Source organism: Acidovorax soli (assembly GCF_900107605.1).
GTDB lineage: Bacteria > Pseudomonadota > Gammaproteobacteria > Burkholderiales > Burkholderiaceae_C > Acidovorax > Acidovorax soli.
Window position 1 is genome coordinate 1 of sequence record NZ_FNQJ01000003.1, and the last position, 15,419, is coordinate 15,419.

Consider the following 15,419-nt stretch of genomic DNA (forward strand, 5'->3'; position numbering starts at 1 on the left):
CCAGGGGCTCTACCCGGGCCCAGAATTCATCCGTCACCTCCCACGAATGGGCATGGGCCTTGGCCATCTGTCTTTCCTGTACCGAGTGAAGGTCGGCTCAGGTCTGGAGTTTACTTAATTTACGGATAAATCCTAAGCACCAGACCCGTCTGCCTGTCGGCTATGGCGCCTGCAGCAACGCCAGCGCCTGCGGCAGATGGGCCGCGATGGCCGGCGCACTGGGGTCTGGCAGGCGGGGCACATGGCCCAGGAATGGCGCCACAAGGCCTTCCTCCAGCGCAGCCAGGTTGTCGGCCACATGGGGCATGGCCGCGTCCACGGTGTTGGCCACCCAGCCGGCCAGGCGCAGGCCGCGTGCGCGCACGGCCTCGGCCGTGAGCAGCGCATGGTTGATGCAGCCCAGGCGCAGGCCCACCACCAGCACCACCGGCAGCCCCAGGTCCACGGCCAGGTCGGCAGTGTCCCAGCCGGGAACGAGCGGCACACGGAAACCACCCACGCCTTCGACGAAGGCCATGTCGGCCCGCGCCGCCACGCCGCGCACGGCGGCCAGCAAGGCGTCGCGCGCAATGGTGCGGCCCTCCAGGCGGGCGGCAATGTGCGGTGCGCAGGGCGTGCGCAGCTGCAGCGGACCCACTTCGTCATCGCGCAGGCCCATGTTGCTGGCGGCACGCAGGCGCAGCACGTCTTCGTTGACCCAGCGGCCGTCCACACAATCCTGCCCCGCCGCCAGCGGCTTGATGGCGGCGGCACGCAGGCCCGCCTGCGCCGCCAGGTGCGTGAGCGCGGCGGTGATGGCGGTCTTGCCGATCTCAGTATCGGTGCCGGTGATGAAAAATGCCCCCCACGCTCGGCCGCTTCGCGGGTCGCTGCCCCCCCGAGGGGGATGCTTTGCATCTTGGGGCGGCCCGGCGCTGAAAAAACCGCGCGTCATGCCAGCTCCTCAGCGGCCTCGGCCAGCGCCGCCAGCAGGCGATCGATGTCGGCCGAAGTGTGCGTGCCGCACAGCGTGATGCGCAGGCGCGCCGTACCCGGCGCCACGGTGGGCGGGCGGATGGCCGGCACGCGCAGGCCGGCGCGGTCGAGCACGGCCGCCACGCGCAGCGCGGCGGCGTTCTCGCCGATGATGAGCGGCTGGATGGGGGTGTCTGAAGCCACCAGCCGCCAGCCCAGTTGGGGATGGCGCGCCAGCAGGTCACCCACCCCGGCGCGCAGCTGCGCCTGCAGGCGCACGAGATTGGCGCGGCGCTGCGCGCCCTCGTCACCGGCCATCAGCGCCAGGCTTTGCAGCAGCGCATGCGCCACGGCGGGCGGCGCGGCGGTGGTGAAGATGTAGGCCCGCGCGGCCTGGATCAGGTATTGGATGACGGTAGGGTGCGCGGCCACGAAGGCCCCGGCCACACCGGCCGCCTTGCCCAGCGTGCCGACCATGATCAGCCGCTCGCTGCGCAGACCAAAGTGCGCCAGCGTGCCGCGCCCCTGCGGCCCCAGCACGCCAAAGCCGTGGGCGTCATCCACCACCAGCCAGGCGTCGTGCCGTTCGGCCAACGCCAGCAGTTTGTCGAGCGGGGCCACGTCGCCGTCCATGCTGAACACCGCGTCGGTGACGATCAGCTTGATGCGGGCCGTGCAGGCGCCCAGCAGCGCGTCGAGCTGGGGCACGTCGCAATGCGCATAGCGCTGCACCGGCGCCTTGGCCAGGCGCGCGCCGTCGATCAGCGAGGCGTGGTTGAGTTCTTCCGAGAAGATCACCGCATCGGCATCACCCAGGGCCGTGAGCACTGCCAGGTTGGCCATGAAGCCGGTGCAGAAGAACAGCGCCTCGGCGTTCGGGATGGCGGGCGCCACGGCCGCCGCCAGGGCGCGCTCCAGCGCCGCATGCGCGCTGGAGTGCCCGCTGATGAGGTGCGACGAGCCCGAGCCTGCGCCATACAGTCGCGCGCCCTCGGCCAGGGCCTCGGCCAGCGCGGGATGGGCGGCCAGGCCCAGGTAGTCGTTGCTGCAGAACATCAGCAGCTCGCGGGATTGCCCATCGGCGCCGCGCACGCGCTGCACCGGCGCGGTGGCGCTCTCGGCCTCGCGCAGCACGCGCGTCAGATCCTTGGCGGCGATGGCCTGCAGCTTCTGGTTCAGGTGGTCAAGCAGCATCCAACACCTCCGCCAGCGTGGCCATCACGGCCTGGAACAAAAACTGCGCCGTGGGCGCGTCAATAAGGTAGGGCGGCATCAGGTAGACGGTGCCGCCAATGGGGCGGATCAGCAGCTCGTGCGCGCGCGCCGCCAGGTGAAAGCGCTCGGCAAACCGCTCACCGGGCTCGCGCACGTCGAACGCCAGGATCATGCCGCGCTGGCGCAAATGGGCCACGCGCGGGTCGCTGGCCAGCGGCGCGAAGGCCTCGGCCAGCAGCCGGGCCTGCGCGCGGTTCTTCTCCAGCACCTGGTCGGCTGCGAAGCGGTCGAGCACGGCATTGGCCGCCGCGCAGGCCAGCGCATTGCCGGTGTACGAATGCGAGTGCAGAAAGCCGCGCCCCACCTGCTCGCTCCAGAAGCTCTGGTACACCGTTTCGGTGGTCAGCACCAGCGACAGCGGCAGCGTACCGCCGCTGATGCCCTTGGACAGCGTGATGAAGTCGGGCCAGCCGCACTCGCCCTGCTCGAACGCAAAGAAGGTGCCGCTGCGCCCGCAGCCCACCGCGATCTCATCGGCGATCAGGTGGATTTCGAACTCGTCGCACAGCGCCCGCACGGCGCGCAGGTACGAGGGCTCGTGCATCGCCATGCCGGCGGCGCACTGCACCAGCGGCTCGATGATGAGGGCGGCCACATGGCCGCGCCGCTCTGCCAGCACGCGGCGCAGATCGGCCAGCGCGCGGGCCTCGGCGTCCGGGTCCTGGCGTGCATCGGGCGACTCGACGATGTGGGCGCGCATCAGCAGCGGGTCGTAGGCATCGCGGAACACTGCCACGTCGGTCACGGCCAGCGCGCCGATGGTTTCGCCGTGGTAGCCGTTGCGCAGGCAGACGAACTCGCGCTTGTCCGCCAGGCCCCGGTTGCGCCACGAATGAAAGCTCATCTTCAGCGCGATCTCGACCGCCGAGGCGCCGTCGCTGGCAAAGAAGGCGTGGCCCAGCGCGCCACCCGTCAGGGCCGCGAGTTTTTCGGCCAGCTCGACCGCGGGCGCATGGGTGCAGCCTGCCAGCATGACATGGGGCAGGGTTTCGAGCTGGTGCGTGATGGCGGCGCGGATGCCGGCATCCGAGTGCCCGAACAGGTTCACCCACCAGGAGCTGTTGGCGTCGAAATAGCGCCGGCCTTCCAGGTCGAAAAGCCAGGGGCCTTCACCCCGGGCGATGGCCAGCGGCGGCGTGACGGCGGCACGCGCCATCTGGGTACAGGGGTGCCACAGCGCAGCAAGGCTGCGCGCGGCGAGATCGGGGGAGTGCAGGGACGTCAATCAACAACTCGCTCGCCCGGGCTTGCGGGCAGGGATGGGACGAAAAAACCGCGGCAAGTATCGCACCCGGCTTGGCTGCAGGGGATGCCGCCAGATCTGCCCACCACTGCCGACTGCCCGGCATTGGAGGAAAAATGGCTTCAACGCTTGTTCAGAAGGCGCCAATAGCTATGAAAACGGAGCACCTTCGAATGCCCCTGCCGTGGCTGGCCGCCGTGCAATGGTCAGACGTCGATGGCCGCGGCCGAGCCCGCCTGCTTGCGCAGCTCGAACTTCTGGATCTTGCCCGTGGCGGTTTTGGGGATGTCGCCAAACACCACGGCGCGCGGCACCTTGAAGCCGGCCAGGTGCTTCTTGCAGTGCTGCACGATGTCTTCGACCGTGGTCTGTGCGCCCGCCTTCAATTCGACGAAGGCGCAGGGCGTTTCGCCCCACCTGGCGTCGGGCTTGGCCACCACAGCGGCGGCCAGCACGTCGGGGTGGCGGTAGAGCACGTCCTCGACCTCGATGGACGAGATGTTCTCGCCGCCCGAGATGATGATGTCCTTGCTGCGGTCCTTGATCTTGATGTAGCCGTCGGGGTACTGCACGGCCAGGTCGCCGCTGTGGAACCAGCCGCCGGCAAAGGCTTCCTCGGTGGCCTTGGGGTTCTTGAGGTAGCCCTTCATGGCGATGTTGCCCCGGAACATGATCTCGCCCATGGTCTCGCCATCCCAGGGCACGGGTTGCAGGGTTTCGGGGTCGAGCACCCGGGCTGCGCGCTGCAGGTGGTAGCGCACGCCCTGGCGGGCGTTGAGGCGGGCGCGCTCGCCGATATCGAGGTCGTTCCAGGCTTCGTGCCGGGCGCACACCGTGGCCGGGCCATAGACCTCGGTCAGGCCGTAGACATGGGTCAGGTCGAAGCCCATCTTCTCCATGCCCTCGATCATGGAAGCCGGTGGCGCGGCGCCGGCCACCATGGCCTTCACGCCGGCAGGCACACCCTCCTTCATTGCGGCCGGCGCGTTCACCAGCAGGCCGTGCACGATGGGCGCGCCGCAGTAGTGCGTGACACCATGGTTGCGGATGGCATCGAAGATGGCCTGCGCCTCCACGCGGCGCAGGCACACGTTGACGCCTGCGCGCGCCGCCACCGTCCACGGAAAACACCAGCCGTTGCAGTGGAACATGGGCAACGTCCACAGGTAGACGGCGTGCTTGGGCATGTCCCACTCCAGCACGTTGCTGATGGCATTGGTGGCCGCGCCCCGGTGGTGGTAGACCACGCCCTTCGGGTTGCCGGTGGTGCCGCTGGTGTAGTTGAGCGCGATGGCATCCCACTCATCGGTGGGCAGCTCCCAGGCGAATTGCGGGTCGCCGCCGGCCAGAAATTCCTCGTAGGTGGTGGTGCCGAGTTTCTGGCTGGCGGGGCCGTAGACAGCGTCCTCCACGTCGATCAGCAGCAGCGGCGCCGGGTTCTGGCGCAGCGCCAGGGCCTTGGCCATGACGCCGGCGAATTCGGGGTCCACGATCACCGCCCTGGCCTCGCCGTGGTCGAGCATGAAGGCGATGGCCTCGGGATCGAGGCGCGTGTTCAGGGCATTGAGCACGGCGCCCGCCATGGGCACACCAAAGTGCGCCTCGACCATGGGCTGCGTGTTGGGCAACATGACGGCCACGGTGTCGTTCTTGCCTATGCCGGCGCGCTGCAGGCTGCTGGCCAGCTGGCGGCAGCGCGCATAGGTCTGCGCCCAGGTCTGGCGCAGGGTGCCGTGCACGATGGCCAGGCGGTCGGGGTAAACCTCGGCGGTGCGCTCGATGAAGCCCAGCGGCGACAGGGGCGCGAAGTTGGCTTCAGTGCGGGGCAGGTGCTGGTCGTAGATGGAGGTCATTGCGCTTCACAAGGAAAAAATGAACAGGAGCTAGACAGGCCACGCCTCAGGGGTGGTTGCTGCGGCTTTGCTTGACACGGTACATGGCCGCATCCGCGCTGGCCAGCAGCGATTGTGCGTCGGGCGCATCGCGTGGGAAAAGGCTCATGCCGATGCTGGCGCGCACCCGCAGCGATTTTCCGAACAGTTCCAGCGTTTGCCCAAAGGCCTGCTGCAGTTTCTCGGCAATCTGAAGCGCAGCTTCTTCGGTATCGACGTTCTCGCACAGCACGGTGAACTCGTCGCCTGCCAGGCGAGCCACCGTATCGGCCTGGCGCACGGCCGAGACGATGGCACGGCCCGTGGCCTGCAGCACCTCATCGCCCGCTGCATGGCCCAGGGCGTCGTTGATGGACTTGAAATCGTCCAGGTCCACAAAGAACAGCGCACACGCCCGTCCGCTGCGCCTTGAGAGCTCCAGCGCCTGCGCCAGGCGCTGCTCGAACATGCGCCGGTTGGGCAGCCCGGTGAGGAGATCGTGATGGGCCAGGTGCGCCATGCTGTCCCGGCTGGCGTTGAGTTCGGCGATCTGGCGGGTGATCTGCTGCTCCATGTCGCTCAGGCTGCGCGCCAGTTCACCCACCTCGTCCTGCCGCTCGACCGGCAGGGCACCGTGGGGCTCTCCCCGCGAAAAGGCGCGGGCCGCGCGCACCATGGTCTGCAGGGGCCTGGTCACCGCCCGGGACACCAGCGCGGCCAGCAGCATGCCCACCGCGCTCAGGACCAGCAGCATCTTGAGGATGCCGCGCCCCAGCTCGAGCACTTCGTCCTGCACCACGGCCATGGGCTGCGAGAGCCCCGCCACCAGGAAGCGGTCTTCGTCCGAATCCCCGACGGGCAAGCGGGTGAACGAGAACACGCGCGGTTCGGCACCATCCGCCTGCGCGTCCATCATGAGTTCGTGGGTGCGCCCTTCGATGATCTGCGCCACCGGCGCCAGGGTGTCCTGCAGAAGGATGCGTTGGCCACGATCGAAACCGAAGGTCTGGGTCGGATCGGGGTGCACCAGAATGTCGCCCCAGCGGTTGCACAGGTAAAACCCATAGTTCTCGGGCAGGCTTTTCCTGAAGTAGGCCAGGAAGGGGCTGGCCGCCACGCGCACTACCACCACGGCCTCGACGGTCCCCCAGCGCACCACGGGCGATGCCATGTTGAAGATGGGTTGCTGCTGCTCTTCGGTGGCATCGCCTTCGTGGTTGATGCCGAACTCGCTGAAGTACACCGCGCCCGAACGCAGCTTGAGGGTTTCGAAAACAAAGGGGAAATGGGCTTTTTCCTGCAGCGCGGCCTGGGGCGCCTCCACCAGGTCATCGCCCAGCCGGTCAACCCGCAGCAGCTCCAGGCCATGGTCGCGGGCACTGATGAGCCGGATCTGCAGGTACGAGGGGTGCGCAGCCAGGCTCGCCTTGAACACTTCGGCCAGCAGGCGGCGGTCGCGCACAGAAGGTGCATGCGGCGGCTGCGCCGTGCGCGGCTCGGTGGCCACGGCCGCCGCGGCCGCCAGCAAGGTGGCATCGCGCGCCACGGCCGAAAAACCGGCTTCGAGGTGGCGCGTCAGCACCTGCGTGGTGGCCAGCAGCGAGCGCTCGGCCCGCTCACGCAGCAGGTCGCGCGCGGCAGCATAGGTGTAGTAGCCCGCCAGCACCGCAGCCAGTACGCTGAAGGAGGCCAGAATCCAGCCCAGGCGCGACGCGATGCCCCAGCGCATGGCTCAGAACCCCTCGGGGCGCTCGCCCGATACGATGCGCCGCCAGAGCCGGGTGCGCTGCCCTTCGCTCTCCACCGGCTCCAGCCACACTATCGGGCTCGCCGCAGCGCCCGCCGCGCCGCCGGGAGGCTCCTGCAAGGTGTTGGCCAGCCCCTGGCGCCGGGTCAGTACACCGCTCACCGCCGGCTCAAGCATGTAGTCGATCCACCGGGCTGCCAGTGCGGGCTGGGCAGAGCGGCGCGTGATGGCCCAGCAGTCGAGCCAGGCCAGGGCCCCTTCCTTCGGGATGACATAGCCCACGTCGAGCCCCGCGTCGCGCAGCAGCTTGAGTTGCTGCTGGCCATAGTTGGCATGCATCACCGCGATGCGGTGGCGGCGGAACAGCTCCACCGACTCCTCGGGCACCGAATAGAACGACAGCACGTTGCGGCGAAGCGCCACCAGGTCGCGGGCCAGACCGCCGAACCGCGCCGCATCGATGTGAAAGGGCGCCAGCCCCCGGCGCTGGGCGGCCAGCGAGAAACTGTGGCTGCTACCGTCGAACGCCAGCACCCGCCCCTGCCAACGCGGATCCCACAGCACGTTCAGCGAGTCTGGCGGCACGCCGAACTGCCGACGGTCGTAGATCAGGCCCATTTCGGAATAGGTGTAGGGCAGCGCATACACGGCCCCTTCGCTGGTGATGCCGGGAATCGATGCCAGTTGCCGAAACCGGGGCAACTGGCGCCCGGCATTGGCAATGTCCTTCATCGGCAGCGGAATGAGGCGCTTTTGCGCGACCAGGCTGGCGATCTCGACCGTGTTGGCGGCCACTACGTCGTAGCCTGGGCCTGCCGGATCGGCCAGCTTGGCACGCAGGCTGTCGTCCGAGCCCACGGTGGTGATTTCGACGCGCACGGCATGGCGCTTTTCAAAGGCGGCCACCACATCGGCGTCGGCGTACCCGGGCCATGACAGGACGCGCAGCACCGGCGCCCCCGACGCGCACAGCGGCAGCCAGGCAACGGCTGCCGCGCGCAGCCACACGCCCAGCCGCGCTGCGGCACTGCGTGTCCACGGGGTCCCCGTTGTTGCCATGGAGATGTCTCGGCTTCGCCAAATGTTAACGAGTGCAACCACACTTTGCGCAGACAATAAGCCCCGTGTCGATTCCCCAATCTTTCATTCAGGAACTGCTTTCGCGCGTGGACGTGGTGGACATCGTGGGCCGCTACGTGCAGCTCAAGAAGGGCGGCGCCAATTTCATGGGGCTGTGCCCCTTCCACGGCGAGAAATCGCCCTCCTTCAGCGTCAGCCCCGCCAAACAGTTCTATCACTGCTTTGGCTGCGGCAAGAACGGCAACGCCATCAGTTTTCTCATGGAGCACGCCGGCATGGGCTTCATCGAGGCCGTGCAGGACCTGGCCCAGCAGGTGGGGCTGCAGGTGCCCGACGATGACATCTCGCCGCAGGAAAAAGAGCGCGCCGCCGCTGCCCGGCAAAAGCAGGCCACGCTGACCGATGTGCTGGAAAAAGCCGCCGAGGCCTATCGCCGGCAGTTGCGCATATCGCCCCGGGCCGTGGCGTATTTCAAGGGACGCGGGGTGTCGGGTGCGGTAGCCAAGCGCTATGGTCTGGGCTATGCCCCCGAAGGCTGGCGCAGCCTGGCCAGTGTTTTTCCGCACTACGACGACCCGCTGCTCGAAGAAAGCGGGCTGGTCATCGTCAATGACGAAGATGGCGGCAAGCGCTACGACCGCTTCCGTGACCGGGTGATGTTTCCCATCCGCAACGTCAAGGGCGAGTGCATCGGCTTTGGCGGCCGGGTGCTGGGCGATGACAAACCCAAGTACCTCAACTCGCCCGAAACCCCGGTGTTCCACAAGGGCCGCGAACTCTATGGCCTGTTCGAGGCCCGCGCCGCCATTCGCGAACAGGGTTTTGCGCTGGTCACCGAGGGCTACATGGATGTGGTGGCCCTGGCGCAGTTGGGATTCCCCAACGCCGTGGCCACGCTGGGCACGGCCTGCACACCCGAGCATGTGCAAAAGCTGCTGCGCTTTACCGACGCGGTGGTGTTCAGCTTTGACGGCGATGCCGCGGGCCGCCGGGCGGCCCGCAAGGCGCTCGACGGTGCCCTGCCCCATGCCAGCGACACGCGCAGCATCAAGTTTCTGTTCCTGCCGCCCGAGCACGATCCCGACAGCTTTGTGCGCGCGCACGGCTCCGATGCCTTTGCCCGCCACATTGGCGATGCGGTGCCTTTGAGCCGCTTCCTGATCGAAGCCGCCAGCGAAAGCTGCGACCTGGGCACGGCAGAAGGCCGCGCCCACATGGCGAGCAATGCCCGCCCCCTGTGGAGCGCGCTGCCCGAGGGGGTGCTGCGGCGCCAGGTGCTCACCGAACTGGCACAGCTGGCCCAACTGGAAGCCCACGACCTGTCCGACCTCTGGAGCAAGACCGCCGCCCAGGAGGCAGCACGCCACCCTGGCACCGTGGCCTCGCACCGCCATGCCGCCACCCCCACGGACGAGCCCCCGTGGGGCGCGCCTGCCGATGCCGGCTGGCAATCACCCGGCGGCTACGACTCGCCCCCGAAGCCACCCTTTCGCAAGGGGGGCGACTGGAAAGGCGGCAGCTGGAAAAAAAAGGACGCCGCGCCCTGGCCGCCCCAGCCACGCCTGCCACGCACGCCCACCGCCAGCCGGGCAGACCACGCCGCACGGCTGCTGTTGTCGCACATGGCGTTTCTGGAAGAGTTGACGCACGACGACCACGCGGCGCTGTGTGCCCAGCCTGCCCCGCATGGCCCGCTGTTCAGCTGGCTGGAAGGACAGTTCCACGAGCATGGGCCGCAGGCCTGGGCCTTGCTGCGGGAAAGCCTGCGGGGCAACCCCTGTGAAGCCCTGGCGGTGAAGGTCATGACCGGCTCGCACGCGCAGACCGAGGGCGATCTGCACGAATTGCGGCTGGAACTGCGGGATCTTCTGAACCGCATGCTGATCGAAGACATCAACGCCCAGCAAAAAAACCTGATCCTGCAGGCGGCGCAAGACCCCACGGCACTGGAGCGCTACCGCGCGCTGGAACAGCGGCGCAACGTACTGCAAGGCATATTGCCCCGCACCCCTTGAAATACCGGACAGTCGGTATAATGTAGGGTTTTTCGGCAAGAGCGACAGCAGCACCTCCGAGCCGGGCCACCGTGACAAACGCGCACCTATGCGCTGATGGGCCCACTTATCGCAAGGACTGCACACCAAATGTTCGCCCAGACATCTTGCCCCTGAGGGCCTCCCCTCAAAACGTGAAGCCACCCCAGCTTTGCGTTGCCACCCGCGCCGGGACCTGAGGCGCTTGCGTTTTCTTTGTGTCCGTTTTTGATTCTGAGGTTGTTCCATGCCCGCTCAAAAGTCCGCGAAGCCGCCCAAGTCCGCTCCAGGCACCGCCGCAAAGGCTGTCTCCAAAACCGCTGCCACAGCACCGGCCCAAGCCGCGCCCCGCAAGGCCGTTGCTGCGGCCCCTGCCGCGGCTGCCAAGAAAGTGAAAACCGTGCCCGTGAAAAGTTCTGCCGAGCTGACCAAAGCTGCCGATGAATTGCTGAAGAAGAAGCCTGCCCGCGCCGCAGCCGCCGCGTCCGACGGTGACGAGGCCCCCAAGAAACGCCCTGGCCGTCCGGCCAAGGCCGCAGATAGCGCCGAGGCCAAGACCCCCGCCAAGCGCGGTCGCAAACCCAAGGCAGCAGCGGGCGAAGTGGGCAGTGACGACGCAGACCTGTCGGATATCGAAGCCGACCTCGAAGGCGAAGTGGAGGCGGAGGCCGCCCCCACGGCCGAAAAGGTCAAACCCCTGCGCATGAAGATCAGCAAGGCGAAGGAACGCGCCTTGATGAAGGAATTCGGCCTGGACGAAACCGTCCTGTCCGAAGAAGACATGGCCAAGCGCCGTGCGCGCCTGAAGACCCTGATCAAGCTGGGCAAGACGCGCGGCTACCTCACGCACGTTGAAATCTCCGACCACCTGCCCGACAAGCTCGTGGATGCCGAAACCCTCGAAGCCGTCATCACCACGCTGAACGACCTGGGCGTGGCGGTGTACGAGCAGACGCCCGACGCCGAAGCACTGATCATCACGGACAACGCCCCCGCTGGCGCCACCGAGGAAGAAGCCGAAGAGGCCGCCGAAGCCGCCCTGTCCACCGTGGACAGCGAGTTCGGCCGCACCACCGACCCCGTGCGCATGTACATGCGCGAAATGGGCACGGTGGAACTGCTCACGCGCGAAGGTGAAATCGAGATCGCCAAGCGCATCGAAGGCGGCCTGATGGCCATGATGGAGGCGATCAGCGCATCGCCCGCCACCATCGCCGAAATCTTGAACATGGGCGAGGAGATCCGCGAAGGCAAGGTTGTCATCTCGACCATCGTGGACGGTTTCTCCAACCCCAACGAGGCCGACGACTATGTGGCCGAAGAAGACTTCGACGAATTCGACGAAGCCGATGACGACGACGGCAAGGGCGGCTCCAAGGCCCTGACCAAGAAGCTCGAAGAACTCAAGAAGCAGGCGCTGGAGCGCTTTGACAAGCTGCGCGAGCTGTTCGAGAAGGTCCACCAGATCTATGACAAGGAAGGCTACGGCACGCCCGCGTATGTCAAGGCCCAGGCGGCCCTGTCGCAGGAGCTGATGACCATCCGCTTCACGGCCAAGACCATCGAGAAGCTGTGCGACATGGTGCGCGGCCAGGTGGACGATGTGCGCAAGAAAGAACGCGAACTGCGCCGCATCATCGTGGACAAGTGCGGCATGCCCCAGGAAACCTTCATCAAGGACTTTCCGCCCAACCTGCTCAACCTCAAGTGGGTGGAAAAGCAGGCCGCTGCCGGCAAGCCCTGGTCGGCCATCATGGCGCGCAACATCCCGCCCATCCAGGACCTGCAGCAAAAGCTGACCGACCTGCAATCGCGCGTGGTCGTGCCGCTGGTCGAGCTCAAGGGCATCAACAAGCGCATGAACGAGGGCGAAGCCACCTCGCGCGATGCCAAGAAGGAAATGATCGAGGCCAACCTGCGCCTGGTGATCTCGATTGCCAAGAAGTACACCAACCGCGGCCTGCAGTTCCTCGATCTGATCCAGGAAGGCAACATCGGCCTGATGAAGGCGGTGGACAAGTTCGAATACCGCCGGGGCTACAAGTTCTCGACCTACGCCACCTGGTGGATCCGCCAGGCGATCACAAGGAGCATTGCCGACCAGGCGCGCACCATCCGCATCCCGGTGCACATGATCGAGACCATCAACAAGATGAACCGCATCAGCCGCCAGCACCTGCAGGAGTTCGGCTTTGAACCCGATGCGTCCATCCTGGCGGCCAAGATGGAGATCCCCGAGGACAAGATCCGCAAGATCATGAAGATCGCCAAGGAGCCGATCTCCATGGAAACGCCGATCGGCGACGACGACGACAGCCACCTGGGCGACTTCATCGAGGACGGCGCCAACACCGCCCCCATCGAAGCCGCCATGCAGGCTGGCCTGCGCGATGTGGTCAAGGACATCCTGGATGGCCTCACGCCGCGCGAAGCCAAGGTGCTGCGCATGCGCTTCGGTATCGAGATGACCAGCGACCACACGCTGGAAGAAGTGGGCAAGCAGTTCGACGTGACGCGCGAACGCATCCGCCAGATCGAGGCCAAGGCGCTGCGCAAGCTCAAGCACCCCAGCCGCTCGGACAAGCTGCGCAGCTTCATCGATTCGCTGTAATACGGTCTCGCATTCAAGCGGATAACTAGGCGGGAAGCCGCAGACAGTGCTCTAGCACGGCAAGGCGAACCAACGAAGTTATACGTTTGAAGGCAAAACCGTATCAGCCGTACCACCACAGCCCTGGCAACAGGGTGTGCCTTCAGGCGCCCCGGCCACCACTGTGGTGCCGGGGCGTCATGCTTTGGGAGTGACACAGCGCTGTGTACAGGTCCTGCCAGAGATTCCCCATGAAAGGCCTTTGGCGCTTGATGGATGAGCGCCATCAGTCCTATAAAAAGGAGCAGTCAGTCCAGCTTGAGCCCTGACTGCTTCACCAGCCGGGCCATGCGGCCAATCTCGCTGCGAAAGAATGCCGCCGTGGCGTCTGGCGGGGGGCTTTGCAGCTGGTAACCCTGTGCCAGCAAGGCATCGCGCACCTCCGGCGTGGCCACCGCGCTGCGCACCCCATGGTAGGCGCGCTCCACCTCGGCCTTGGGCAGACCGGCCGGCCCGACCACGGCCACCCAGCCGTCGAGCACGTAGTGGGACAGCCCCTGCTCGGCCATCGTCGGCAGATCGGGCAGCAGCGGTGAGCGGACGCTGGACGACAACCCGATGGCCCGCAGCGCGCCCGCCTTCACATGGGGCGCGGCAACGGCAATGGCAATGAACGCCATCTGAATCTGCCCACCCAGCACATCGGCGGTCAGCGGCCCCATGCCCCGGTAGGGAATGTGCTTGATGTCCACCTGGGCCTCGTGCACGAACATCTCGGCGGCCAGGTGCAGGATGGTGCCGTTTCCGGACGATCCGTAGTTCAGCGCGCCGGGTTGGGCCTTGGCCAGGGCGATGAGTTCGCGCAAGTTCCTGGCCGCCACCGATGGATGGGCCACCAGCACGAACGGCGTGGCGCCGATCATGGTGATGGGCGTGATGTCGTCCACGGCATCGTAGGGAATGTTCTTGAACACACTGGGGTTCACCACATGGTTGTTGGACACCATGCCCAACACCGAACCATCCTTGGGCGCCTTGACGATCATCGAGGTGCCCGTGATGCCACCCGCACCGGGATAGTTTTCCACCACCACGGGCCGCGCCAGCGCCTTGCCCAGGCTGGGGCCCAGCACGCGGGCCACACCGTCCACCCCCGAGCCCGCGCTAACGGGCAGCACCATGCGCAGCGGTTTGTCAGACCCTTGGGCCCAGGTCAGCGCCGGGGCCACGGCGCCGGCCACCGCGGCCGCCAGCAGCGTGCGGCGCGCAATGCCGTCTCGATGGAAGGAAGGAGGAAAAAGGCTGTGCGCCGGTGGCTGTGTCGTCATGGTTGTCTCCATCGTTGTCATTGGAATGCTGTCGCACGGGCCCGTGCATGGCCCTGGCGCCGAGGCAGCTCAGGCCACTGCCCCCTGGGCTTGCAGGGCCTGGACCTGATCGGGCGTGTAACCCAGCTGCTCCATCAGCTCGGCCGTGTGCTGCCCCAGCACGGGCGGCTGCAGGCGCACTCCCAGCCGCTGGCCGTCCATGCGCAAGGGGAACAATGTGGTGCGCGCCGTCTGCCCTGCCCGCTCGCCGTCGGGCAAGGTGATATCGGCCAGGCCTCCGGTGGCTTGGAGGTGCGGGTCATCGAATAGCTGCTCAGGCCGCAGGATGGGCGCAAACGGCAGGCCGTTTTTCTCGAAGATGGCTGCCAGCTCGGCAGCGCTGTGCCCGGCCAGGCGCTGGCGCAACGCTGGCATCAGCGTGAGGCGTGCGCGCACGCGGTCGTTGTTGGTGGCCAGCAGCGGGTCGGCCTTGAGGTCTGCAAACCCCATGGCGTCACAAAAGGTGACCCACTGCGCGTCGCTCACGGCGGCCAGGAAGATCTGCTCATCGTCTTTCACGCTGAAGACGTCGTACAGCGCCCATGACGAGATGCGGTCGGGCATGGGTGCCGCAGGCTGGCCGGTAACGGCGTACTGCATCATGTGCTGGCCGACCAGGAACACGTTGTTCTCGAACAGGGCCGAGTCCACCTCCTGCCCGCGCCCGGTGATGCCGCGCTGCATCAGGGCCGCCATGGCACCGATGGCGCCGAACATGCCTCCCATGATGTCGTTGACGCTGGTGCCGGCGCGCAGGGGATCGCCGGGGCGGCCCGTCATGTAGGCCAGGCCGCCCATCATCTGCACCACCTCATCCAGCGCCGTGCGGTGCTCGTAGGGGCCGGGCAGAAAACCGGTGTGGTTCACATAGATGAGGCGCGGATTGAGCTGGCTCAGTGCGGCGTAGTCCAACCCGTATTTGGTCATCACACCGGGCTTGAAGTTCTGCGCGACCACGTCGGACGAGGCCGCCAGCCGGCGCGCCGCCTCCAGCCCCTCGGGGCTGCGCAGGTCGAGCGCAATGCTCTTCTTGTTGCGGTTGAACATGGGGAAGAAACCCGCGCCCGCGCCCAGCAGGTGGCGGGTGCGGTCGCCCTCCACGGGCTCGACCTTGATGACCTCGGCCCCCAGGTCGGCCAGCACCATGCCGCAGGTGGGGCCCATGACCATGTGGGTGAACTCCACCACGCGCAGGCCTTCGAGCGGCAGGCGGGGAGATGGTGCGGGTTGTGTGTCGTTCATGTTCAGCGCATTCATAA

10 protein-coding genes are annotated in these 15,419 nt (G+C 66.9%); 2 read left to right on the forward strand and 8 right to left on the reverse strand.

Annotation, left to right across the window (positions count from 1 at the left end; translation table 11 throughout):
• Positions 1-160: 160 nt before the first annotated feature.
• The 6 genes from bioD to BLW02_RS03275 all read right to left on the reverse strand — a co-directional run bounded on the left by bioD (position 161) and on the right by BLW02_RS03275 (position 8,149).
• Positions 161-934, reverse strand: a complete 774-nt coding sequence (gene bioD / locus BLW02_RS03250; RefSeq protein WP_092697015.1) for a dethiobiotin synthase — start codon at positions 932-934, stop codon at positions 161-163.
• Positions 931-2,148, reverse strand: a complete 1,218-nt coding sequence (gene bioF / locus BLW02_RS03255; protein ID WP_092697016.1) for an 8-amino-7-oxononanoate synthase — start codon at positions 2,146-2,148, stop codon at positions 931-933. Before bioF ends, bioD begins: the two co-directional genes overlap by 4 nt.
• On the reverse strand, positions 2,138-3,454 hold the full coding sequence (gene bioA / locus BLW02_RS03260) for an adenosylmethionine--8-amino-7-oxononanoate transaminase (RefSeq protein WP_092697017.1): 1,317 nt from the start codon (positions 3,452-3,454) through the stop codon (positions 2,138-2,140). The genes bioF and bioA overlap by 11 nt, the downstream gene beginning before the upstream one ends.
• Before the next feature lie 224 nt (positions 3,455-3,678).
• The gene (locus tag BLW02_RS03265) at positions 3,679-5,325 is read right to left on the reverse strand and encodes an acyl-CoA synthetase (RefSeq protein ID WP_092697018.1); all 1,647 of its coding nucleotides are present in this window, start codon (positions 5,323-5,325) and stop codon (positions 3,679-3,681) included.
• Between the two features lie 46 nt (positions 5,326-5,371).
• On the reverse strand, positions 5,372-7,072 hold the full coding sequence (locus BLW02_RS03270; protein WP_092697019.1) for a GGDEF domain-containing protein: 1,701 nt from the start codon (positions 7,070-7,072) through the stop codon (positions 5,372-5,374).
• A 3-nt stretch (positions 7,073-7,075) separates the two neighbouring features.
• Positions 7,076-8,149, reverse strand: a complete 1,074-nt coding sequence (locus tag BLW02_RS03275; protein ID WP_244273606.1) for an ABC transporter substrate-binding protein — start codon at positions 8,147-8,149, stop codon at positions 7,076-7,078.
• Between the two features lie 65 nt (positions 8,150-8,214).
• Between BLW02_RS03275 and dnaG the strand changes: the two genes are divergently transcribed.
• Together dnaG and rpoD are read left to right on the forward strand one after the other, a co-directional pair.
• Positions 8,215-10,185 (forward strand): DNA primase, encoded by a 1,971-nt coding sequence (dnaG, locus tag BLW02_RS03280; RefSeq protein WP_092697020.1) that lies wholly within the window; start codon positions 8,215-8,217, stop codon positions 10,183-10,185.
• 265 nt (positions 10,186-10,450) lie between these two features.
• On the forward strand, positions 10,451-12,814 hold the full coding sequence (gene rpoD, locus BLW02_RS03285) for an RNA polymerase sigma factor RpoD (protein ID WP_092697021.1): 2,364 nt from the start codon (positions 10,451-10,453) through the stop codon (positions 12,812-12,814).
• Between the two features lie 287 nt (positions 12,815-13,101).
• Here the strand turns inward: rpoD and BLW02_RS03290 are convergent, their stop codons facing one another.
• Both BLW02_RS03290 and BLW02_RS03295 read right to left on the reverse strand, forming a co-directional pair.
• On the reverse strand, positions 13,102-14,121 hold the full coding sequence (locus BLW02_RS03290; RefSeq protein WP_092697022.1) for a tripartite tricarboxylate transporter substrate binding protein: 1,020 nt from the start codon (positions 14,119-14,121) through the stop codon (positions 13,102-13,104).
• A gap of 69 nt (positions 14,122-14,190) precedes the next feature.
• Positions 14,191-15,402, reverse strand: a complete 1,212-nt coding sequence (locus BLW02_RS03295; protein ID WP_092697210.1) for a CaiB/BaiF CoA transferase family protein — start codon at positions 15,400-15,402, stop codon at positions 14,191-14,193.
• Positions 15,403-15,419: the final 17 nt, after the last annotated feature.